Here is a 23,471-nt window from a genome sequence, read left to right on the forward strand (position 1 = left end):
CAGGCTCGCGCGGAAAACATCGCGAACGTCATTCTCACATTAAGTGATAAAAGCCAAGCCGGATTATCAAATTAACTGCCCATTCTCAAATTAGCTGCTCGCTCAAGAGACTGAAAGCGTTGGTGCCTGATTCTTATAATTAAATGGAAAGCGACACGAACCAACCGCTTCTTCGGCTTGATGCGCAGGTTCAACTCCAGCGACCGATAGATCCGCCGAACGCGCTTGTGGTTCTATGCATATCCTTTGACATTGCGCAGATAAAGAAAGCAAAGGCCGAACCCCCAAGTGCGATGCGTTGTCGTCAGCCGAACCAGCCAATCCGCGATCTCGGCATTCTCATCGCACAGTTTGCGTTCATAGCGATAGCAGCTTTCGCTGATCTGGAAAGTCCGACAGGCAAGCGCAATGCTCACGCCACACTGTCGAACAGCTCTGATGGCCATCTCCTTGCGTTGAGACGGCCGAGCTACTTTTTTCCCAAAGCATCCTTCAGCAGCTCGTTCTGCATCGCCATCTCGGCATACATCTTCTTCAGGCGCCGGTTTTCCTCGGCCATGGACTTCATTTCAGTCATCAGGGACGCATCCATGCCGCCATATTTGGATCGCCAATTGTAGTAAGTCGCGTTGCTGATCCCGTGTTCCCGGCAAAGGTCAGCGACCGGCACACCGCTCTCACCCTGCTTCAAGATTGCCAGGATCTGGCTTTCCGTAAATCTCGATTTCTTCATCTCGTTCTCCATCCATATCAAAGGCCGGAGAAGTCTAATTTTCAACCCTATGTTTTTCGGGGACGATTACCCGAACGCTCCAAAAACCCCGGAAAAACAGGCTTTCTCGCACCAGCGAAAGAAATTTGATGGTGTGGAACGGCCCTTCGCACCCGGCATCAAGGATGCCTATTGTGATGATGCCAATCGTCACATGATAGAAGGAACCATTCCATGGACAAGATTACCACAATCGGACTGGATTTAGCCAAATCGGTCTTTCAAGTTCATGGCGTTACGGAAGATGGCGGTGTCGCTGTGCGACGTCGTTTACGGCGATCACAGCTATTGGAATTCTTCCGTACCGTTGAGCCTTGTCTTGTCGGCCTTGAAGCATGCGCCAGCGCCCATTACTGGGCTAGTGAGATCAGAAAATTCGGCCACACGGTACGTTTGATGCCTCCGGTCTATGTGAAGCCTTATGTTAAGCGAAACAAGACCGATGCAGCCGATGCAGAGGCAATCTGCGAAGCAGTCACGCGTCCGACGATGCGTTTTGTGCCCGTCAAATCACGTGAAGAGCAAGCTGCGGGCATTGTGTTGAAAACCCGAGAGCTCCTCGTGCGTCAAAGAAGCCAAACAGCAAACGCCCTGCGTGCTCATATGGCTGAGTTCGGAATTATCGCTGCAAGTGGAATGGCGAGTATTGCCAGGCTTACAGCCATTTTGCGCGACAATCAGGATGACTGCTTACCAAACGCGGCCAGAGCAGCGCTTCTGGAAATGGCCGAGCAGATAGAAAAGCTGACGGACAGGATTAATGCGTTGGATACCAAGATCGTTGCAGGCGTGAAAGCCGATGAAGCGGCTCGTCGATTGACGACTATTCCGGGCGTCGGGCCAATTATTGCCGCGACCGTTCGTGCAGTCATCCAGGATCCCGCTGCCTTCCGGACGGGGCGAGACTTAGCTGCCTGGATTGGCCTTACGCCCAACGCCAATTCCAGTGGAGGAAAAGAGCGCCTCGGGAGAATCTCCAAGCGTGGCAATAAACAACTGCGCACTCTTTTGATCGTCGGCGCCACGGCGGTTCTGAAGCAAGCCCGTGGAGCACAGAAGCGACCTGAATGGGTCCTGTCATTGTTGGCGCGGCGTCCCTACAAAGTGGCGGCTGTTGCACTGGCCAACAAGATGGTACGCATCATATGGGCGTTACTCGTGAAGGGGGGAACATATCAAGCGCCAACGGCCATGGCAAAGATTTAGGACTATCATTGCCGGCGTTTCAACGCCGGGATAACACGGCAAGGTACGAAAGCGTGATGAACCCGCGGGGCAAAACCTCAATATCAATCAGACCGCCTGTTGCAATGCGCCTTCGAGCGCGCAAATTTGATTAGGCGATTGGTATTGCGGATATCATCGTGGCCAGCGGTCGATGGCCGCAAAAACAGGCCGTACATATGACTGCACCGTCCGACGGAAAATTAACGCAGAAAAACCTTGCTTTGTGGGCCGTTCCACATATGCAACAGTGCCCCGGCGACAGGTTGCGAAGCGTCATGTCGTCGATCATACGGCGGCGCAGCGGGCTCACCGCTGGTGTGGCATCAGCCATGGGATGGTCTCCTGATCTAAGGTTGGTCTCAGCAACCAAACCTTCCCATCAGCAGGCCATTCCCGCCAACAGCCTCAACCATCCCGCGTCAGCGGGTTCGTTCAATCCCAACGATTCAAACTTTTATCGAAATGCTTTAGTTACTTGGGATAATATTACCTTGTATAACCTTGACAGCATCGGGCCCGCGCAGCTGATTCATCGCAGAATAAATTGGGTCAGCTGTATGTGTTTCAGCAGGCTTTTCACTCACCAACGATGGTTCATACGGGACATAGGAGTAAGCAGGTGTAAATCCACCTTCACTCTTTTCTAGTTGGGCGACATAGAATTTCCCATTCTCATCGATGCCTACCATGTAAGGTTCGCCGCTTGCGGGTATCACGTAGTAACCCTTTTTCAGCTTGACATTAGCGTCTCCCTCACTGGTATCTCCAACGCCTTCGTCATTGACAAATGGGATCATGATCCCGTTACCGGGCATAACGTAGGCGACTCCGTCTTCGAAGTCTTTGGTGGCTTGGTCTTCAAAACTCAAATTTCCGCGGCCGCCGATCAAAGAGTTTAGCCAGGTGCTAAAGGATACCGTCGCGCGGAACGGTGTGCTTTCTAGCATGACAACTGGTTCAATCGCGCGCACGTTTTGTCTTGCTTCTTGAAATCCGCTAGTCTCAAAAGGTAAGCTTTTCAAGAATTTGGCCAAAGCTATTCGTTTTGAAAAGATCTGAGACCAAACCTGTCCGGGCTGCGGTCTCGCCGTGGCCCTGCCAAATCCATCATCTTCATTCGGCTTTAACAAACCGTTGTTGTGATAATTCAATTGGTTAGGGAAACCCGGCTCTGAGAAAATCCCCATTCTTCTGGCCAATATTTCTGTTGGAACATCCGTATTCACGAAACCGAAGCCTTTCTCACTGTAGGGAAGCTCTGGCCAGTTATCCATTGAATTCGGATCAGACCCGTCTCCGGTCGGCAACCCGACGTGGCGACGCAGTTTTGCGCCGGTATCCTCACGTTCTATCGCAGCTCCACTCACTTGGTCGTAATAGAAAGTTCGAATATTGTTATAAGACGAGACTGGATTTCCATCCGAGTCGCGAGTGGCAACATAGAAATCTCCAAACCTGTCAGACAGTCCCAAGACCGCAAATTCATAATCATCTTGGAGATTGCCACCTGGATCAAGTTCGCCTTTTTTATAGCTATCTTGATTCTCATCTCCTGCCTTCACAACTGGTAATTCTCCTGATCTGATGGCTTCAATTATCGTCTTAACGCCTAAATTAAGGGCGAAGTTTTTCGCGACGTTTTTCTCTGCTGGACTAATTCCATCCTGAGCGAACATTTGCGTTAGTGTTCGGAGTGTAACCTCGCTTGGGATATCTCCAATCTGAATGCCACCAATATCCATGTTTCCCATGAAAGATGCTTGATAATTTAGGTGATTTAGAATTTGTTGAGCTAGCGTATCCAATTCATCAGGAGAGAATGTATAACCCATTACTTCCGTAGGAATATACTGTAGAATTTTCTCTTTAGTTAGATCTGTAACTTGGGAAAGCTTCTCTTTTTTATCAGCTCCCAAACCCTCAGGAACGACCACAACCTTTATGTCCTTCAGATCAGCCCCAGCTTTCTCAACGTCGCCATCATAATATCGGTCAGCATACTGCTGAAGTAAGTCGCCGAATCCATTTGGGAATTTATAGGGATAGATCTTTACATAATAGGTATTCTCACCCTGCCCGTCCGGGGAGTTTCGATTGGCGTCCGCAATCGACTTTACTGCCGAAAGGGTTGACCTGTTGCGCGAGTCAACACTTACGTTAAGTCCGGGAGCAAGAACTGAAAGACGTTTAATATATTCATCGAATGTGATTGTAGGTATCGACGGATAAATTGTGCCCGGAGTGCTGGAGGTAATGTCTGGCCAACCCAGTCGAATATCGTCAACCGCGTCATCACCTTCCTGCCCATCCAGATGGTCCAGCGAATCGCCCTGATTGTAAGCGCCAGCGGTTCTCACAGGCGTAAAATCATGCAGGACTACGCCATGCCCATCCCGCGTTTCGTAGTGATCCATTTCAATGGTTTCCGCGCCTGCGATATGCGCGATTACCGCCGCCATGACCGAATTTTGCGGGATCCCAAAGGCGTGCAAAGCGTTGGCTCTGTGCCACTGAATGTCAAATGGCGGATCGGAAAATTCGCCGGTTTCAGGATCGTACTGCCTTTTGTCCAACCCTCTCGCAGCTCGATTTTCCAGTGGCATGAGATCAGGATTGTCCCGCATTCCTTGCATGAATCGAGCGTTAGCCTCAGGACTAAGAATCGTAGTTCCGAAAGGTTCAAACTTGGCGCCGGGGTGCCCCTCCTTCAGCTTAGTTACAATTTCTTCTACTTCGGTAGGTGTCAGGCTAAGAAAACGTTGCTTTAGCTGCTGTACTCTTTGACCTAATTTCTGAAGGTCATCATCGCTTAAACTTCCTCCGACTGAAAGGGCTTCTTTCAGGTCGGCGAATTCCGCCACCAAAAGATAGTTCGCAATCGCGGTTGAGTAGGTTCCAAAAGGAAATTTGTCACCCCATGCCGTTTCCCTTGTGTAGCCGTTTGGTACCTGAGTAGATTGTGGCCCTCTAACTTGCCCCGGAATGACCTTTTGGAGAGGGAGAGGCGACCCTGCCGTAAATGGTTGTTTCTGCGGTGGGACAACCGATGGCTTACTCTCCATAACTTGTTGTTGTGGCTGCTGGGGCTGTTGCTGCACTTGTGGCTGCTGGGGTTGTTGAGGAACAAACGCGGGACGCTGTTGCTGCACCTGAGGTTGTTGAGGTCTTGGAAACGATCCAGGTTTGGACACCACAACTGGTCTTGGCTGTGTTTGCACACGAGGCGGAGGTGGTGCAGGTCTTGGTACCGGCGGTCTTTGAGGAATACGCATCTAAAAAACTCCATTTTTTGCTAAGAATGCGTGCGCAGTTTGCTGTTTCTTCGGCGATGAGAAACTGTGGTTTTTTACGAATAAAAGTAAGCGGCGCTGGCGGCCCATCGGATTTCATCTTGACGGGTTGAAGTTCCATGGCAGGCGTACGTCGATCCGGCTTTTCGGATGGCCGTTTGCGATTGCTTCGATGGTTGCCTTTAGGTAAGCGAAGGGCTCGACGTTTTTGATCTTCATGGTTTCGGTGAGGGATGCGATGCGGCTCCATGTGCGCCCCAGGGCATGAAGTGGTCCCATTTTTCCGGACAGGCCAGCGGCTGATTTAAGGTGTATCCGGTTTCATTTTCATGCCGCCAGTTTCCAGTTCTTGTCAGCCCAATATGCCTCCTTGGGAGTTTTGTGCTCAAGTGCTGAATGAGGCCGGTCGGTATTGTAAAAGGTCATCCAGTCACTGATAACGCGATGTGCCGTGAATCCGTCAGTCAGGTCCTCCAGATAAACCGCTTCCTGCTTCAAGGATCGCCAGAGCCGTTCGATGAAGATGTTGTCCATGCACCGGCCACGTCCATCCATCGAGATGCGTACCCCGGCTTCGGTCAGCGTAGTGATCCAGGCCGATCCGGTGAACTGTTATCCCTGATCCGTATTCATTATCTCGGGCGGTCCGAACCGGGCAATGGCCTCCTTCAAGGCTTCGACGCAGAAGTCTGCGTGCATTGTGTTTGACAGCCGCCAGCTCAGGACCTTCCGCGTCGCCCAGTCCATGATCGCAACCAGATACAGAAAACCGTGTTTCACGGGAATGAACGTGATGTCCGAACACCAGACCTGGCTGGGTCTGTTGATCGTCATACCCCGCAGCAGATAGGGATAGACCTTGTTCTGCGGATGCGGCTGGCTGGTTCTCGGCCGCTTGTAGATTGCCTCCAGTCCCATCTTCGCCATCAGACGACGAACCCGGTGGCGACCGGCGATAACCCCGTCCCGGCGCAGGTAAGCAGCAATCTGGCGGCTTCCGAAGAACGGATATTTGGTGAAGACCCGGTCGATGGCCTTCATCAATTCCAGCGTTGCCGCGCTGATCCCGACAGGCAGATAATAAAATGCCGAACGGCTCAGCTTCACCAATTTGCACTGCTGACTGACGCTCAAATACGGATGATCTCGGTGGATCATCGCTTTCTTCTTGGCAGGGCTCACTTCTTGAGCCCTTGAGCTAAAAAATCGTTCTCAACGGTCAGCCTCCCGATCTTGGCGTGCAGGTCTTTCACCTCCGCTTCCGTCGGTCCCTCGGATTTGCCAGCACGAGCGAACACATCTGCCATGCCTACGACAGCCTGCCGTTTCCACGTACTCACTTGGTTCGGGTGGACCTGATACTTGGCCGCGATCTCCTGGATCGTCTGTCGCCGCGCAATGCCTCAAGCGCGACCTTCGCTTTAAACGCGTCCGAAAAATTCCGGCGTTTCGCCATTCTCGTATCCCTTCAAATCAATGGGATACACCTTAGCAACCTGTCCGAATTTCCGGGACCACTTCAGCAAACGCATGTAGGTGGTGAGTCAATTCATCTTGGTTAGAACTTTCTGGAATTGATTCAGCATCGTCCTTCAAAAGGAGGCGATGCTTCAATTATAATCCCAACATCAGCCCAAGAGTTGGCTTGGTTGATTTCTTAGAGTCTCAGTTCTTGGCTGAAGTTGAGGCCATCTCAATGTCTTCAGGTTCTTGTTGCTGCTGAGGAGACCGCCAAATGCTGGAGATACGGTTCATGATCGAATTCCAACGGCTTTGACTTGAACCGCCGCCTTGCGGTGCCTCTGCCTCAGTTTCGTCGTCGGGCTGCAATTCGGCGGGAACATTGCCATCCTCGCCAGGCTCTCCCTTCTTCGGATTGTGCAGATGATTGAAACCAAACGCGAGTGCACCAAACAGAGTGCCCCAAAGGAAGTTAAACGAATTTTGTAACCCCGTTTTCGCCAGATAGTCCGCTAATGATGCTTCAAATTCGTCATCAATCGTCTCTGTTGAATTGGCCCCAAGTTTAAATTCCTCATTCTGCAACGACCCGCCGGACGATGCCAATCCGTATAGCAACCCTCCGAACGCCAAAGCCTTTACGAGGCGATACGTTAGGTCGTAGAGCGCTCTCGAACCCAAGTAGTGTTTAACCGGTGCTGTATTCGCATTTGTGCCTCTGTTGTTCGCCGCGTCTTCACCAAAAATCTGGGCCAAATTCGCCGCCGCATGTGAGCCGAAATCAATTCCAAGTGCTGCAAAGGCGGTTCCAAGACCGGACGCAGGGATCAATCCCAAAGCCCGTCCGACTCCAACTGCAACAAGGCCTGCAGCGACACCCGGAAGCATATTTACAAGGGTTTTTTGTTTTCGGCTCAGGTTACCGTGTTTGGCTTCATATCTAACTCGCCAAGCGTTCAGCCCTTCCTTAAGAAACTGGAAGACTAGAGTTGAAATAGTGTTCCAGATAACTTCCTTGGAATCTATGCTCGCCTGGACATCAGGATCGTCGCTCGTCGGAATTTGACCCCAGATTGATATGTCTGGCGCATCGGTAAGAGGGCGCTCAACATCCGCACGAAAGCTCTGATAAGCCTTTGAGGAAGCCACCGACCAAGTGTACGCATAGCTGAGCAGCGCGACAAAGCCGATCAATCCTGCAAGGTGCTTCCTGTTCTTTGCGTTCTTCGGATAGTTGACGTCATCCAGAACCTGTTCACCCAACGACGAAAACGCGGCGGGTGATAATGCTAGAAATACGAAGGCCCTGATTGAGTTTAGGACCAAATTAATCGTCTTCCTTATCTTGCCCCATTCACCTCGTTTGATATTGAAGTCTTCAAGATTTACGGTGTGAACGATGGTGTCTTGCCCATTATCTCCGACTTTTCGAACCACAAAAGTGTGCGTGTCCGGATTGTATTCGGCTGACAAATTACCTTCACCGAGACTGAGCGGGTGTGAGACGGTATTGGAACCGATAAACCCGCTTATCCCAGCTGGCAAAACCGAACTCTTCGTTACAAAAGAATAGCTCTCTTGACCGGTACTCAGGTTGATTTTGAATTTTTGGATCAAGCTGCTTTCGGTGTGCTCAATTCTAAAGCTGAGCGTCTTGGTATTTGCATCGTATTTTTGAGTAACTGACTGCACACCTGAGATAACTCGATACTGAGGAACGGTTCCATCTCCAGTCGGGTTGTCATTGATGATGTAAAACTTATTTTCTTTGGGGTCGAACAATGTTCTAAGTTTTACATCTGCGTCAGCATATCCATAAACGGGTTTTGCTTGATCCAGTATGGCTCGCGGCAGTTGGTCCGGCGTACTTACACGTCCAGTTGAAACGACAGCTGCAAGGACATTAGGGTCATTCGGCTGCTCTGGAGAATATTGCTGCTGCGATAACAGACTTTGCTTCACCAATTCGTCATTGAAGATTTTTTCAAGAATATCTACCTCATTTTTCTTCGCTTCCGCATCTTTATCTAAGTTTAGACTCGCCTTAATTTGCGAAAGAAGCTGTTGTATTTCATACTGGCTCGGATCGGGATTATCTGCCAGAAACTCCGCGATCTGATTTTTGACATTTTTTCGAAGCCCATCGCTTGAACTAGGTAATTGTGGCCGTGCCGTAAATGATTGTTTCTGCGGTGGGACAACCGATGGCTTACTCTCCATAACTTGTTGTTGTGGCTGCTGGGGCTGTTGCTGCACTTGTGGCTGCTGGGGTTGTTGAGGAACAAACGCGGGACGCTGTTGCTGCACCTGAGGTTGTTGAGGTCTTGGAAACGATCCAGGTTTGGACACCACAACTGGTCTTGGCTGTGTTTGCACACGAGGCGGAGGTGGTGCAGGTCTTGGTACCGGCGGTCTTTGAGGAATACGCATCTAAAAAAACTCCATTTTTTGCTAAGATTGCGTGCGCAGTTTGCTGTTTCTTCGGCGATGAGAAACTGTAGTTTTTTACGAATTAATTTCAGACAGAAGGGGTTGATTCGGCTGGAGGCCGAATGACACCTTAAGTTCGCTTGGCTAAGGATGGGGTGTTTCAATATCTGCCGCTGGTCTCATAAACTTGCACCCGAGATGTAGAAACGGATGAGTTGGAAAATGGCGGAAACCAATGTCCGACAGTTGGCGGGTCGACGAGGCTTATATCAAGGTGCGCGGCATGTGGACGTATCTGTACCGGGCGGTTGACAGGTCGGCAAAAAATGCATGATCGAACGTGCCTCCAGATTCGTGCAATGTGTCATGTCCGAGGCGATTGCCATTATTGAAACCCAACTCAAAGCGTAATTGCGCTTAATGGAAGTTTTCATGCGCACAACGTGTAAATTTACAACAGAGTAGGGCTGATCTTTGAAACTCAGTCCTTCAGTACAAGAGCCCCCTAAGTGGCAAAGTGGCCGCACCAAGGGTTGCCGCATCTCCGTCTATTTCACTGACTATCAAAGCTGGAAACGGAGGAACTTCCCCGTATCGGTTGGCCGGGTTTCGTATGCAGTTCTTGATCAATTCCTCCCGCATTGCGTTTGGCGCTTCGCCACCAAACACAATCGCCTTCGGGTCTACGATCGCTCGTATGGCCCTTACGGTGAGATTTAGCAGCGGGGAAGCTTCGTCTATCCAGTCACCGATTGCTGTCCAAGTCGGATCAAACTTGCGCCGAATGTCAGATACGGTTTCGACATTAACTCCACCTTCCCTTAACCGGCGGATCAAGCCCTCGAGGCTAGGCCTGTTTGGCATTTCATCCGTAAGGAATATGTCACTGAGTTCGCCCGCGTTCCCAAATCCCCCTAAAATGAGTTCATTGTCATAGATTATGCCTCCGCCAAAACCGAAATTAATGGCCAAATACACGAAGCTGCAAAAATGACGGCCAATGCCGCAATATAGCTCTGCCAATGCCGCACAGTTCGCATCGTTTTCTGTAAACGCCGGAAGGCCGGTACCTTTTTCAAACATCTCTCCGACGGAAACATTTGACCAGCATTCTATCGGGAGAGGTGTCGTAAACTGGTCGAAGCGGTTTACCCTGTAACCTTGTACCGCCACTCCTATTCCGACCATTGGGCGGCCGGACATTGTGCCAAATGTCCGCCAACGATGCAGTGTACTTGCAACCGACTTTATTACTTTGCTGCGGTCATTCGGGTTTACAGACAATGTCTCGGTCGCGATGAGCGTTCCAGCGATGGTACATGCGCAAACTTCAACTTCACCCGTACGGATTGAAACTCCAATCGATGTAAGGGCTTCTTCATCCAGCGCAATCCTAGGGCTCGGCTTGCCCCTTCCAGAAACAATCGGTTCCCGAGGTTGCAGAAACTGTTTGGAAACTAATCCGTCTACTAACCGGTGAACTGATTGCTGGGTTAGGGATGTCAGCTCTGCGATTTTCGAGCGCGGAATGGGGCCGTTGGCGCGCACCACATTCATCACTTGTCGCTCACTGCTGGAGAGTTGGATCTTCAACATTCTCATCCCTATTCGAAAGTTTTCGATATAATATTCAGTAGCTTATGTCCACAGAAACAATTTACTGAATCTGTTATATTAATATCACAAATTATAAGTAATAATAGGATTCGAAGAAGGCATTTTTCTATTGTCGGGAGGGCATGTGTACGCTATCGAAATTCAGAATATGAAAATGGCTTTCGGGCGCTTCGAGGCTCTCAAGGATATCAATCTGCAGGTTTCGAAGGGTGAGTTTGTTACGCTCTTGGGGCCGTCGGGGTGTGGTAAAACCACTTTACTCAAGGCTTTATCGGGGTTTCTGACCCCGACGGCTGGCGATATCTTTATGGGAGGGGAGACTGTTACGGCCCTTCCTCCGGAATCCCGGGATACTGCCCTTTGCTTTCAATCTTACGCGCTGTTCCCGCATCTTACCGTCAAGGAAAACCTGGATTTTGGCTTGCGTCAGAAAAAAGTTCCCTTAGCGGAGCGTGTGCAGCGTGTTGATCGAGTCTCTGAGCAACTTGAACTCGGAGCTCAACTGGACAAGTTGCCCAATCAACTATCTGGCGGGCAGCAACAACGTGTAGCTCTGGGTCGTGCGCTCGTAATGCAACCAGCGGTAATTCTCTTCGACGAGCCGCTGTCCAACCTCGATGCGAAGCTTAGAGATTCAGTGCGCATAGAGATTCGACGCATCCAACGCGAAAATAATCTCACGGCAATTTATGTCACGCATGACCAAGCTGAGGCATTGTCAATGTCTGATCGGGTTGTGGTTTTGAATGGAGGTCGCGTCGAACAAGTCGCGGCACCCAAAGAGATCTACAATAATCCGGCAACAAGCTTCGTGGCGGATTTTATCGGTAGTGCCAACATTATGGATGCTGAGGTTGTGGGGGAAAGTAGCCCGGGTCAATGGCGCCTTAACACGCCGCTGGGTGAGTTGGTGAGTGAATCCAAGTCGCGACCCAAAGGAAAGAACATCAAAGTATGCTGGCGCCCCGAAGAGGCAAAGATCCATGGAACGGGATTGAATACAGTATCTTCTCCAATTCGTGACGTTTCATTTCAAGGTGCATATAGCGATCTGTTTTTGACCACGAATGGCTGCGAAATCCGTCTTCAGGCGCGAGAATTTGGGCTGAAAGAAGGAGACGTCATCGACTACTCCATCCCGCCTGAACACCTAATCATGTTGGAGGCGAATTGATGGACTGGCGAAAGAGTGCGCAGGTCGTGCTTCTACTGCTTCCAGGGTTGGGATTGATCTTAGCGATGATTGGGTCGGTTCTATATATCGCCGTGGCTCAGTCATTTGGTTACTACAACCTTACCGGTGAAAGCGGTTTTTCGGTCGAATTCTGGGAAAGTATGCTGGACCGAAAAATATACAACCGGTCTTGGCGTTACTCTCTTTATATCGGGTTCTTTAGTGCAATCATTTCGGTTGCCTTAGCTTACCCGCTGGCGATTTGGCTTCGGAGGCCATTTGCCGGATCCGACGTCATTGGAGCGTTGCTAAAGGCACCGCTTCTGGTTCACGGGCTGGTTGCTGCATTCTTGTTCATCAATGTGGTCTCGTACAACGGGATCTTTAATCAGTTCATGCAGGGGATCGGCCTTTGGGACGGGCCTCGGCGATTGCAGAACGACCAGAACGGGTTTGGCGTTTTGATCTTGCAAGTGTGGAAGCAGATGCCGTTTGCGCTCCTCATAATGATTGGATCGGTTCAGGCAATTTCTGACGACGTTCTTGATGCGGCTAGGGATTTGGGTGCAGGTGCATTCACTCGGTTCCGTCGCATTATTGCTCCCCTGAGTCTTTCAGCGATGCAGGCAGCATTGGTGATTATCTTTATGGGCGCAGTTGCAGACTTCTCGTTTCAGGTGATTGCAGGCCCGACGAACAGGCAATCTCTGGCGCAACTCATGGTGTTTTTTAAGGAGAACGGCCAATGGAATGATGCGGCAGTTGTCGGCGTAACTCTGATGGTTCTTGCTTTGTTATGCGCGGGCTTATTGGCATTGACCGCTCGTATAATTGTTTATGGGAGGATTCGCTAATGAGCCAGGCAAAACTCAATAAGATTCTGTTGTACTCTTTGGTTGCGGTCTGTGCTCTCTGGCTGATCATTCCGTTCACAATGGCGATCCTTTGGTCGTTGGTAGATCCGACCAAACCTTGGACAGCAGACAAGCTTCTACCGCCAGTTATGTCCTTCTATCGCTGGCAATACCTGTGGGAAAACTCTTCTCTGCAACAGGCAATGATTAACTCTTACACATTGGCTCCAACAGCGGCCGTGCTCGCACTGGTTTTGGCCACACCGACAGCGTTTGCTTTTGGTCGGTTGTCATTTCCTGGCAAATCTGTAGCTCAAACGCTCGCACTATTGCCCTTGATCGTGCCAGGGTTTGTGACGGCCGTATTCTTTACCGCGTTTCTCTTTAGGTTGGGATTCGCTCATTGGCGCTTTGGCGGCATCGTGCTGGCCCATTGTGTCTTGTTTATGCCCTTTGCAGTTCGGATCATGACAGTCAGTTTTGAAACAGTTCGTCAAGATCATATCGATGCAGCGCGTGACCTTGGCGCCAGCACATGTCAGCGATGGAAAGTGGCATATCTTCCAGCGTTGAAGCCAGGTGTGTTTGCGTCTTTGCTCATCGTTTTCATTTATTCGATTGAAGAGTTTGCAGTCGCATTCATCTTGGGTTCGCCGGATTTCGTAACAATCCCAACACTCCTCTTCAGTCAGATGGGGCAGGACTTCGTTCGTCCCAACGCAGCCGTGCTATCGCTCATTCTCGTCGTACCGAATGTCTTCCTGATGCTTGGTCTTGAGAAGCTTATGCGATCAGCTAACCCCGCTCTCGCTTCTGGCAAGGGCTAAATCCAACCGATATGGGAGATCACAATGATACGTAAACTGATGGCAACAGCAATTTCACTTGCACTCGGTGCAGGGACTGCCTCCGCCACAGACCTCAATGAAATGAGTTGGGATGAAATTGTTGCTCTAGCTCAAGAGCAAGGCGAATTGACTTGGTACGTTTGGTATCTGCAAGACGAACTGCGTGGCGCCGTCTCAGCTTTTGAAGAAAAGTACGGTATTACAGTTACTATTCCAGAGACCACCAATAGCGGCCAAAAAGACAAACTTCGTGCGGAACGCGACCGGGAAACCGGCGATATGGACGTGTTTGCAACAAGCTTCAACACGGCCTCTGAACTTGACCTGTCAGATTTCTTCTACGATCTCGATGAGCTACTTCCTGATACCGAAGGGCGTGCCCAAGAGATTGGTGGGATTTCCGGTGAAGGATATCTCTTCGGATTTTGGGGCAACCAAACTGGCATCGCGTATGATCCAGCGCATGTAAGTGTTGGAGACCTTCCTCAGTCACCGGAAGAATTCGCGGCCTTTTGGGCGGCAAACCCCGGAAAAATGGGTTTTAACTATGAGAAGGGTGGATCTGGGCCCTCGTTCATTACCAACACTCTACGTGTTCTGAGCGACATCGACTTCTACAATCCAGAGAGTTCGCCAGAGAAAATTGCAAGCTTACAGGGCGGGATCGATTTCTTCAACGAGCACGCTGCGAACTATGTCATCACCGCTTCGAACGCGGATAGCATTACGCGGATTTCCGACGCTGAACTCTGGATGGCTCCAGCGTGGGAAGACCACCTAGCTGGCCTTCAAAAGCGTGGCGAAGCACGCTCTGATATTGCGTACTATATCCCATCAATGGGTATGTCGGGTGGTGGAAATGGCGTTGCGATCCCGTTGAACGCACCTAATGCCGCTGCTGCATTGGTGTTCGTCAACTGGTTGACCTCCGCCGAAACTCAGACTGCTTTGAACGTGAGCTTTGGTACTGCACCCACTCACGCAGATGCAGATGGCTCCAAGGCGTTGGTGCCAGCTGAGCAACGCGTTTATCAAACAGGCTGGGCAAGCAAGCCCTTCTATAGCGACATGCTGGCGCATTTCGTCGAAGAAGTGGTGTTGGAACGCTAGAGCAGAACCGGTTTACGTGAAACGCTCCACCGTCTCGCGCAAACCGATTCAACCGCACTCTGGAGCGTGACTGACATCACTAATCTAAATGGCTAGTCAGTGTGCGGCAATCCTCCCGGTCACTTGTCGTGGAGTTTATCTCCACGACCTTTTCCGACGTAAAAATGGGTGCGACGTGCCAATAAACAAAAACACCCCATCGAGGCCAGATATGATTGAGACATTGACTGGAAAACTATCAAGTCTGCCCCGCCCAAAAGCCATTACTGAGCGTGGAGGGGGCGGTAAATTTGATACAAAGGGCCAAGCCATGTTTTGGCCGGGAAACACATTCATTTGCCACATTCATCCTACTTCCCATGCTCATAAAGCATTGATTGCACTTCAATCTCTCATCCGAAAATCGGAATTTGGACACCTATTTACCTACTTGCCTCCGTCCAGTTTCCACATGACCGTTTTTGAAGGATGGGCGCCGTTTTTGAATGAACAAGGAAATTGGCCCGCTGATTTAGGATCAGATGACAGCCGAGTGGCGGCGACTGCAAGGCTTCAAAACGGCGTTCGGGATCTTCTTGTTCCGCAGGAATTTAGGGTGAAACCGGTTGACCTATTTGCGCTTCATAGCGTTACTCTAAAGGGAGCTGACGATTGGCAAGAAACTTCCCTGCGCCATACTCGTGAGATCCTTCGAGAGGCCACCGGCATCCAATCCGAGGACTTCGCAGGATACGTATTTCATATCACCTTAGCCTACCAGATGAAGTGGGTGGACAAATGCCAAGCCAAAGAAATGGCGCTACTAAGTAAAAGGCTTGGGCGAACCTTCTGCAACCAAATCACCGAAATTGAGCTTGGGCCATGCGAGTTGTGTGAATTTGATTCAATGCACAGATTTGATACAATCACGAAATTGGGTGGCGGCCAATCGAATTTGAAGGATGCTTTCGCGGTCCGGGGTGAGGAGAGTGGTGATCATGAGGGTGTCTGAGGAGTTGGCCGAAATCGTGCAAGAAGCGCCAAGAGAATTCGTTCTGCCGTCGTTTCGGATTTTACCATCCGAGGAGATATCTACGAAATCCAACCGGTTTGATCTGGTAACGCAAGTGGTTTGATTTGCGCCAGAAGCTAAGGAGGCCTTTGGGCTGACCTGCGCATTCGCCTCCCATCATGGCGCTACAATCGGCACTGTTGCAAATTTCTTTCGCTGGTGCGAGAAGCAGCTTTTTCAGAGCAGGTTGTTGATTTCATGAGTGCATTCAAAGGCCGTCATTTCACGGGTGAAGTCGTGTTGTGGGCGGTTCGCTGGTATTGCCGGTATGGGATCAGTTATCGCGACCTTGAACAAATGATGGCCGAGCGCGGCGTGCGGGTCGATCACGCCACGATCTACCGGTGGGTTCAGACCTACGCCCCTGAAATGGAAAAACGTCTGCGCTGGCAGTGGCGTCGGCCAGCTTCGGGCAGTTGGCGGGTCGATGAAACCTACATCAAAGTTCGCGGAAAATGGACTTATCTGTACCGGGCGGTGGACACACACGGGAACACCATCGACTTCTATCTCTCAGCCACCCGGAATACGAAGGCCGCGAAACGGTTCCTGGGCAAGGCATTGAGGGGGCTGAAAGACTGGGAAAAGCCCCATACAATCAACACTGACAAAGCGCCCACTTATGGTGCGGCTATTCTGGAGCTGAAAGCGGAGGGCAAATGCCCCTCGGACACCGAGCATCGTCAGGTCAAGTACCTGAACAATATCGTCGAGGCCGATCACGGCAAGCTGAAACAGCTGATCCGGCCCGTACGCGGGTTCAAAACGTTGAAGTCAGCCTACGCGACAATCAAGGGCTTTGAGGTCATGCGTGCCCTACGCAAGGGCCAAGCCGGCATCTTCAACTTCACAAATGACATTCTCGGCGAGGCTCGCATCGTCGAACGATGCGTTCGGCATCGGTGCCTGTGCTCTGGCTGAAGCCATGAACATGCTCGAAAACCATCTTCAAGATGCTGAAGCTTGAACTGGAGTGCCGGAATGGGCAGAAATCTGTCGGGACGCAAAGTTTGATGGTGTGGAACGGCCCTTCGCACCCGGCATCAAGGATGCCTATTGTGATGATGCCAATCGTCACATGATAGAAGGAACCATTCCATGGACAAGATTACCACAATCGGACTGGATTTAGCCAAATCGGTCTTTCAAGTTCATGGCGTTACGGAAGATGGCGGTGTCGCTGTGCGACGTCGTTTACGGCGATCACAGCTATTGGAATTCTTCCGTACCGTTGAGCCTTGTCTTGTCGGCCTTGAAGCATGCGCCAGCGCGCATTACTGGGCTAGTGAGATCAGAAAATTCGGCCACACGGTACGTTTGATGCCTCCGGTCTATGTGAAGCCTTATGTTAAGCGAAACAAGACCGATGCAGCCGATGCAGAGGCAATCTGCGAAGCAGTCACGCGTCCGACGATGCGTTTTGTGCCCGTCAAATCACGTGAAGAGCAAGCTGCGGGCATTGTGTTGAAAACCCGAGAGCTCCTCGTGCGTCAAAGAAGCCAAACAGCAAACGCCCTGCGTGCTCATATGGCTGAGTTCGGAATTATCGCTGCAAGTGGAATGGCGAGTATTGCCAGGCTTACAGCCATTTTGCGCGACAATCAGGATGACTGCTTACCAAACGCGGCCAGAGCAGCGCTTCTGGAAATGGCCGAGCAGATAGAAAAGCTGACGGACAGGATTAATGCGTTGGATACCAAGATCGTTGCAGGCGTGAAAGCCGATGAAGCGGCTCGTCGATTGACGACTATTCCGGGCGTCGGGCCAATTATTGCCGCGACCGTTCGTGCAGTCATCCAGGATCCCGCTGCCTTCCGGACGGGGCGAGACTTAGCTGCCTGGATTGGCCTTACGCCCAACGCCAATTCCAGTGGAGGAAAAGAGCGCCTCGGGAGAATCTCCAAGCGTGGCAATAAACAACTGCGCACTCTTTTGATCGTCGGCGCCACGGCGGTTCTGAAGCAAGCCCGTGGAGCACAGAAGCGACCTGAATGGGTCCTGTCATTGTTGGCGCGGCGTCCCTACAAAGTGGCGGCTGTTGCACTGGCCAACAAGATGGTACGCATCATATGGGCGTTACTCGTGAAGGGGGGAACATATCAAGCGCCAACGGCCATGGCAAAGATTTAGGACTATCATTGCCGGCGTTTCAACGCCGGGATAACACGGCAAGGTACGAAAGCGTGATGAACCCGCGGGGCAAAACCTCAATATCAATCAGACCGCCTGTTGCAATGCGCCTTCGAGCGCGCAAATTTGATTAGGCGATTGGTATTGCGGATATCATCGTGGCCAGCGGTCGATGGCCGCAAAAACAGGCCGTACATATGACTGCACCGTCCGACGGAAAATTAACGCAGAAAAACCTTGCTTTGTGGGCCGTTCCACATATGCAACAGAGCCCTTTCTCGTCGATTTGAGCGCTGATTGCGGGCTCTCTGTTCAATCCTGGAGGCTGGAGTGCTCATTATATATAGAAGGACAAACGAGTTGCTAGTATGACGGAAGCAAAAAGCATTTTAGCTTCCGTAAGGAAGTCGAAATGCCATTGTGTCAATGATTTATGAAATCGGAAAACTGAAACACGAGACCCTCCTGGGGCCGTTGGCTGCCGCTGAGGATGCTCTTGCCCGGCTCGATGAGCGCGTCGCCCGATCTGAGGTCGGCGCAGGCTTCGCCGAGCGGGCCGATTTCTTCGATTCCATCTCCAGTATGTGGGTCGGCGGCGAACTCGTCCATCTCGAGGATCTGGTTCTCCACGACGCACAGATGGATATTCGCGCACCGAGCCACGAGCTCGTCATTGCGCACCGCATTGTGCGGGCAAGGCGACGGGTAGTAAGAAACAATCCGGGGTGGGCAATCTCCCGAGCCGGGATCATGGGGCTGGCTGGCGTCACCGAGGACCCATCCAATGAGTCCAAGGACGTCGACTGGGAAGGTGAGGGGAGCGGACGTGGTTTTATTGATAACGAAGTCCTGTCACCGGAACTGGTAGAGATCGACAAGGTCCTGGCTGAAACCAGTTGGCTGGTGGAAGCCGCTCCTTCCCAAACTGCAAAAACGCGGCAACCGGAACTCGTGGTGGGCGAGTTGGTCATCCGGGATCCTGATTGGGACGAAACCGAAAAGACCACTGAGTGGTTCGGACTACTCAAACAGGCCGAAATCTATCCACCGACTTTGGCGGCGGCCATTTTGTGGGATGCATGGGAGCAGCTCGAACCCATGCAGCGCCAGCACTGGCTCGGGCAGGTTCTCGTTTCCGATTACCTCAGATCGAGAGGAAAGGTACGGTCACACCTTCTAGCCTTCTCCGTGGGGCTGCGTGAGATGCCCCGCGATCGCCTGCGTGCGAGGAATAGAACAACCAGGCTGATCGCATTTCTCGACTCGATGACCGCAGCAGCTTCCAAAGGAATGAAGGATCTTGATCGTCTAACGCTCGCAAAACGACAACTTGAGCGACGAACTGAAGGCAAGAGATCCAACAGCAGTCTGCCGGCTGCGATCGAACTCATTTTGTCGCGACCGATTGTATCTGCGCAGATGGTCGCCAAGGCGGCAAACATCACGCCGCGAGGGGCCTTGAACCTGATCAGAGAACTCGGCGTGCGCGAGATAACAGGCAGAGGTAGATACAGAGCATGGGGGATTATTTGAAATGTCAATGTTCGCGGATAGGGACTTAGCCGAGGATGACTGTTTTAATGATTTAGAAGAAGGTGCCTTTCAATCTGTCGGGCCTCTTCTTTCAGATGGTCGGTGTTCAAACCTCCAACCGGTCGCCATTCCGATTTCAATTGGTCGAAATTTGACTTTCAATTGGTCGGATATATGTTCTTTCGGTCGAAAGGAGTCGCACGCCGATGTATTCAAGATTTGCCAAGGCTAAGGTGGAAGAGGCACTGTCAGACACCCGTGTAGTTCTTATATCCGGGCCGCGTCAGTCAGGCAAAACAACGCTTGCGACCGAAATCGCGTCGGAGAAGGTCCCGTTTCTGACACTGGACGATGCCAACGTTTTGCGGTCGGCGATCGATGATCCGGTCGGGTTCGTCCGCGGATTGGATCGTGCCGTCATTGATGAAGTTCAACGGGCGCCCGACCTTCTGTTGGCCATCAAAAATCTGGTCGATGACGACAAGACATCAGGCAGGTTCCTCCTAACGGGTTCGGCGAACCTGATGACCATACCAAAGGTGGCGGACTCTCTTGCGGGGCGCATGGAGGTGGTTCGGCTATTTCCTCTATCGCAGGCGGAGATATTTGGCACAAAAACGAGATTTATTGATGAAGCCTTTGCGGGAGAAACGCCGAACGCCGGCCAAATGGTTCTCGGAGATGACCTCGTAGAAAACGTCCTTTCGGGTGGTTATCCCGAAGCACTCGGTCGCACTCGATGGACGCGAAAGCAGGATTGGTATCACAGCTATGTCGATGCGATCGTCCAACGAGACGTTCAAGATGTTGCACAGATCGAACAACTTGCCATCATGCCAAAACTGATGTCGGCGCTAGCCGAGCACGCGGGACAGTTGGTTAACTACTCCGGGATCGGTGCGGGCCTCAACCTCAACCACGTCACTACACGGAAATATGTGAGCGTCTTCGAGAGCCTCTATCTCGTTCATACGCTCCAGCCCTGGTTCACAAATCGCCTGAAACGTCTCACAAAGTCGCCAAAACTACATTTCCTCGATGCGGGGCTCCTCGCCGCGATGCGGGATATCTCGCCGGACGTAGTCCGTAAGGACAAAACGAGTTTTGGCGCGATTCTGGAGACCTTCGTATTCAGCGAACTGCGAAAGATCGCCAGTTGGAGCGAACAGAGATGCACGTTCTCTCATTTCCGGGACAAGGACAAAAATGAGGTTGACATCGTGTTGGAGAACCGTCGTGGTGAAGTGGTCGGGATCGAAGTGAAGTCATCCGCAACCGTTTCGGCGGCGGATTTTTCGGGAATGCGCAAACTGGCGGAGGCTTGCGGCAAGAAGTTCATCCAAGGCATGGTGCTCTATGATCACGACAAAGTAGTCCCATTCGGCGAAAACATGTTCGCGGCCCCGCTGTCATGCCTGTGGGGTAGCAAATGAACCTTCAAGAGGAACAATGCGTCGAGGATCTCGCGGATCTGCTCTACAACTTCTTACCGGGGAGCGGTAACTCCCGGACCGCATTCCCTTTGGCGGCGGCGAAGGTCCAATGCGAGGACTTTTGGTTCGGCGGTAGCAAGCGACCGGCGATCGTCCAGCTGTTGTCGTCAACACTCGATCAGAGGAGGCATAAATTCAGCCTGTGAATCGGCATGCAAAATTGACCCACTTAGGTGGGTAATCAGCGTTTAAAATTGACCCACCTGCAACGTTAACGTCCGCACAAAAAGTGCGGAGGAAAGAGCAGGTGTTACTGATGGAAAGTGCAGCGAAGATACGGCGTTTGATCTTGCGGGATGGCCGGAGCATTCGGTCCGTGAGCCAGGAGACGGGGCTGTCTCGCAACACGATCCGCAAGTACCTGTCTGATGCGTCCCCGCCGGGTTATCGCCGCCAGAAGCCACCTGTTCGCCACAAGCTTTCCGGCTTCGAAGAGCGCCTTCAGACCCTGTACGAACAAGATCAGAAGCGGCCTCGCTGGGAGCGCCGGACGGCTCATAAGCTGTTCGAGCAACTTGTTCTGGAAGGCTACACCGGATCGTATTCGCCGGTTCAACGGTTCATCCGCGATCTGAAGCGGGCGGGCGGAAGTTCGGGCGATGCGTTCATCCCACTGCAGTTCAGCGCCGGTGACGCTCTGCAGTTGGGCGTGTTGCAAACCTTTCAGCAGGATAAGACTACCCTGCGATCGGCGGTATTTTCATGCTTTGTTAACCATTTGAAGTCCGAAGAGCTGCGCGAGCAAATCATTCTGTTCGTTGACAGTCCAATCGCCAGTGAAGCCGAAACCCTTCTTCAGCCAGAGCATAGCCTCGAAACCGGCAATCGTTCGTCGCGCCGTTTTGAAGGATTGAAAACCGCCGGTCTTTGGCATGTTCTTCTTCACTCTGAAATGGTCGCTTTCGATCCTTTGCTGTAGATGCTTGGTGACATAATGTACTGGATTTGGACGCAGGAGCCGGTCATCGACGGTCGTTTTGATCGTTGACGGGAAGGTATTGGCACCGTCGGTACCGATCTTCCCCGGCGATAGCAGGGGCTCGTCCTTCAGCATCTTGCGGAAAAATCGTTTGGCCGCATCAAGGTCGCGCTTTGCCGTTAGCAGAAAGTCGACAGGATTGCCGCATTTGTCAATGGCCCGGTACAGGTAGCGCCACTTGCCGCGGATCTTGACGTAGGTTTCGTCAATGCGAACTGAACCGCAATGGGGTCTGCGAAACTGGCGTAGCCGTTTCTCGATCATCGGCGCGTAAGCAAGAACCCATCGGTTGATCGTGCTGTGATCTACTTCGAAGCCACGCTCCTGGAACATCTCCTCCAAATCTCGATAGCTCAGCGGATAGCGCAAGTACCAGGCAACGGCCTGAACAATGAGCCATGCCTCGAAATGCCGTCCTTTGAAATCGTCCTTTGATTGGCGCTTCAGCTTTTCGGTAATGGCATTCAGAATCATAAACCCGCACTCCAACAAATCGGAACGCCTTTTCATCATCGAATTCTCAAGCCGGGGTTAACAAGAAAACTTTCCGACAGGCCCGCCGATGGACAATTGAGTTGCGCTCTGCGGAACATCCATAACGATGGTTCTTTCTGTCCAGTCTGTCGTGCCAAATATCGGACCATTGGGTTTATCAACGCCCCTATTCTCCAGATTATCGAATCCAATGTCCTGCGCGATATAGGGAACCATCTCATGCCAATTCTCTCGGAAGGCTCGTATCTCTGTCTCCCAGCCAGGGAACTCCGCTATAGCGAGAGCTTCAGCTTGTCCTCCGTCAGCGCTTAATGGACAAATTGGTTTGATTTCGTAAGGGAGTGATTTTGGCTCATCATTGCTAACTCAGGAGCAAATGATGAGACGAAAGAGGGACCGAGTGACCGACGATGCGGATCGGATCGTAAAAGACATCAAACGCCAGACCCGCCGTCGGTTTTCCGCTGAAGAGAAGATCCGCATAGTGGTTTCTGGTCTTCGAGGCGAAGACAGCATTGCAGAACTTTGCCGCCAGGAAGGTATCGCCCAGAGCCAGTATTATTCCTGGTCCAAGGACTTCATGGAAGCGGGCAAGAAACGGCTTGCTGGGGACGCAGCTCGTGAAGCCAGTTCTGATGAAGTAAAGTCTCTTCGCAAAGAGACGAGGGACTTGAAGGAAGTGGTTGCAGAACAGGCTCTGGAACTTCGCCTTCTCAAAAAAAGCATGATCGGGGATGGGGTCGACGACGAATGAGATATCCCGCCTCCGAGAAACTTGAAATCATTCGACTGGTGGAGCAGTCCCATCTTCCAGTCAGACAGACGCTGGATCGGCTGGGTATTCCAAGGTCAACCTTCTACGTCTGGTATGACAAATATCAAACCGGTGGCATAGATGCCTTGCAGGACACGGCCCCCATGCCTGCACGGGTCTGGAACCGGATCCCCGATGATATCCGCCAACAGGTCATTGATCTGGCCCTGGAAGAACCGGAACTCTTGTTGAT

15 protein-coding genes and 6 pseudogenes are annotated in these 23,471 nt (G+C 51.6%); 12 read left to right on the forward strand and 9 right to left on the reverse strand.

Annotated elements, in window-relative coordinates; translation table 11 throughout:
• Positions 1–155 precede the first annotated feature (155 nt).
• Positions 156–733: pseudogene (locus tag TRICHSKD4_RS29925) on the reverse strand (transposase); the annotation flags it as partial.
• A 213-nt stretch (positions 734–946) separates the two neighbouring features.
• Here TRICHSKD4_RS29925 and TRICHSKD4_RS26845 point away from each other — a divergent pair.
• Positions 947–1,978: an IS110 family transposase gene (locus TRICHSKD4_RS26845; RefSeq protein WP_009469626.1), complete on the forward strand. Its 1,032-nt coding sequence runs from the start codon at positions 947–949 to the stop codon at positions 1,976–1,978.
• Positions 1,979–2,466: 488 nt separating this feature from the next.
• Here TRICHSKD4_RS26845 and TRICHSKD4_RS26850 read toward each other — a convergent pair whose 3' ends face one another.
• From TRICHSKD4_RS26850 to TRICHSKD4_RS28710, 4 genes and pseudogenes are all read right to left on the reverse strand, one after another.
• On the reverse strand, positions 2,467–5,271 hold the full coding sequence (locus TRICHSKD4_RS26850) for a hypothetical protein (protein ID WP_139052324.1): 2,805 nt from the start codon (positions 5,269–5,271) through the stop codon (positions 2,467–2,469).
• 114 nt (positions 5,272–5,385) lie between these two features.
• Positions 5,386–5,568 (reverse strand): transposase domain-containing protein, encoded by a 183-nt coding sequence (locus TRICHSKD4_RS26860; protein ID WP_040617623.1) that lies wholly within the window; start codon positions 5,566–5,568, stop codon positions 5,386–5,388.
• 48 nt (positions 5,569–5,616) lie between these two features.
• Positions 5,617–6,745, reverse strand: a pseudogene (locus TRICHSKD4_RS26865) (IS3 family transposase).
• Positions 6,746–6,954: 209 nt separating this feature from the next.
• Positions 6,955–9,099 (reverse strand): hypothetical protein, encoded by a 2,145-nt coding sequence (locus TRICHSKD4_RS28710; RefSeq protein ID WP_085979655.1) that lies wholly within the window; start codon positions 9,097–9,099, stop codon positions 6,955–6,957.
• Positions 9,100–9,409: 310 nt separating this feature from the next.
• On the opposite strand from TRICHSKD4_RS28710, the pseudogene TRICHSKD4_RS29930 reads away from it, so the two are divergent.
• Positions 9,410–9,493: pseudogene (locus tag TRICHSKD4_RS29930) on the forward strand (DDE-type integrase/transposase/recombinase); the annotation flags it as partial.
• Positions 9,494–9,669: 176 nt separating this feature from the next.
• On the opposite strand, the gene TRICHSKD4_RS26890 reads toward TRICHSKD4_RS29930, so the two are convergent.
• Entirely contained in the window at positions 9,670–10,776 is a 1,107-nt protein-coding gene (locus TRICHSKD4_RS26890) for an ROK family transcriptional regulator (protein WP_040617627.1), read from the reverse strand.
• A gap of 145 nt (positions 10,777–10,921) precedes the next feature.
• Between TRICHSKD4_RS26890 and TRICHSKD4_RS26895 the strand changes: the two genes are divergently transcribed.
• The 9 genes and pseudogenes from TRICHSKD4_RS26895 (at position 10,922) to TRICHSKD4_RS26935 (ending at position 20,930) form a co-directional block, all read left to right on the forward strand.
• Positions 10,922–11,971, forward strand: coding sequence for an ABC transporter ATP-binding protein (locus TRICHSKD4_RS26895; protein WP_009469636.1), 1,050 nt, complete (start codon positions 10,922–10,924; stop codon positions 11,969–11,971).
• Positions 11,971–12,825, forward strand: a complete 855-nt coding sequence (locus TRICHSKD4_RS26900; RefSeq protein ID WP_009469637.1) for an ABC transporter permease — start codon at positions 11,971–11,973, stop codon at positions 12,823–12,825. Before TRICHSKD4_RS26895 ends, TRICHSKD4_RS26900 begins: the two co-directional genes overlap by 1 nt.
• Entirely contained in the window at positions 12,768–13,652 is an 885-nt protein-coding gene (locus tag TRICHSKD4_RS26905; protein ID WP_247642870.1) for an ABC transporter permease, read from the forward strand. Before TRICHSKD4_RS26900 ends, TRICHSKD4_RS26905 begins: the two co-directional genes overlap by 58 nt.
• Positions 13,653–13,676: 24 nt before the next feature.
• Positions 13,677–14,783 carry an extracellular solute-binding protein gene (locus TRICHSKD4_RS26910; protein ID WP_009469639.1) on the forward strand — a complete coding sequence of 369 codons (1,107 nt, stop codon included), beginning with the start codon at positions 13,677–13,679 and terminating at the stop codon, positions 14,781–14,783.
• 211 nt (positions 14,784–14,994) lie between these two features.
• Positions 14,995–15,774: a DUF1868 domain-containing protein gene (locus tag TRICHSKD4_RS29935; RefSeq protein WP_168157094.1), complete on the forward strand. Its 780-nt coding sequence runs from the start codon at positions 14,995–14,997 to the stop codon at positions 15,772–15,774.
• 258 nt (positions 15,775–16,032) lie between these two features.
• Positions 16,033–16,801: pseudogene (locus TRICHSKD4_RS26920) on the forward strand (IS6 family transposase).
• Between the two features lie 131 nt (positions 16,802–16,932).
• A complete protein-coding gene (locus TRICHSKD4_RS26925; RefSeq protein ID WP_009469626.1) occupies positions 16,933–17,964 on the forward strand; it encodes an IS110 family transposase in 1,032 nt (343 codons plus the stop codon).
• A gap of 426 nt (positions 17,965–18,390) precedes the next feature.
• Positions 18,391–19,497 carry an RHE_PE00001 family protein gene (locus TRICHSKD4_RS26930; protein ID WP_040617628.1) on the forward strand — a complete coding sequence of 369 codons (1,107 nt, stop codon included), beginning with the start codon at positions 18,391–18,393 and terminating at the stop codon, positions 19,495–19,497.
• A gap of 206 nt (positions 19,498–19,703) precedes the next feature.
• On the forward strand, positions 19,704–20,930 hold the full coding sequence (locus tag TRICHSKD4_RS26935; RefSeq protein ID WP_009469645.1) for an ATP-binding protein: 1,227 nt from the start codon (positions 19,704–19,706) through the stop codon (positions 20,928–20,930).
• Between the two features lie 310 nt (positions 20,931–21,240).
• Here the strand turns inward: TRICHSKD4_RS26935 and TRICHSKD4_RS31055 are convergent, their stop codons facing one another.
• The 3 genes and pseudogenes from TRICHSKD4_RS31055 to TRICHSKD4_RS31945 form a co-directional block, all read right to left on the reverse strand.
• On the reverse strand, positions 21,241–21,648 hold the full coding sequence (locus TRICHSKD4_RS31055; RefSeq protein WP_040617630.1) for a hypothetical protein: 408 nt from the start codon (positions 21,646–21,648) through the stop codon (positions 21,241–21,243).
• A 42-nt stretch (positions 21,649–21,690) separates the two neighbouring features.
• Positions 21,691–22,443, reverse strand: coding sequence for an IS6 family transposase (locus TRICHSKD4_RS26950; RefSeq protein ID WP_040617669.1), 753 nt, complete (start codon positions 22,441–22,443; stop codon positions 21,691–21,693).
• A gap of 213 nt (positions 22,444–22,656) precedes the next feature.
• Positions 22,657–22,758 (reverse strand): annotated as a pseudogene (locus TRICHSKD4_RS31945) (HAD family phosphatase); the annotation flags it as partial.
• A gap of 85 nt (positions 22,759–22,843) precedes the next feature.
• On the opposite strand from TRICHSKD4_RS31945, the pseudogene TRICHSKD4_RS29945 reads away from it, so the two are divergent.
• A pseudogene (locus TRICHSKD4_RS29945) lies at positions 22,844–23,471 on the forward strand (transposase); the annotation flags it as partial.

The organism is Roseibium sp. TrichSKD4 (assembly GCF_000148725.1).
Lineage (GTDB): Bacteria > Pseudomonadota > Alphaproteobacteria > Rhizobiales > Stappiaceae > Roseibium.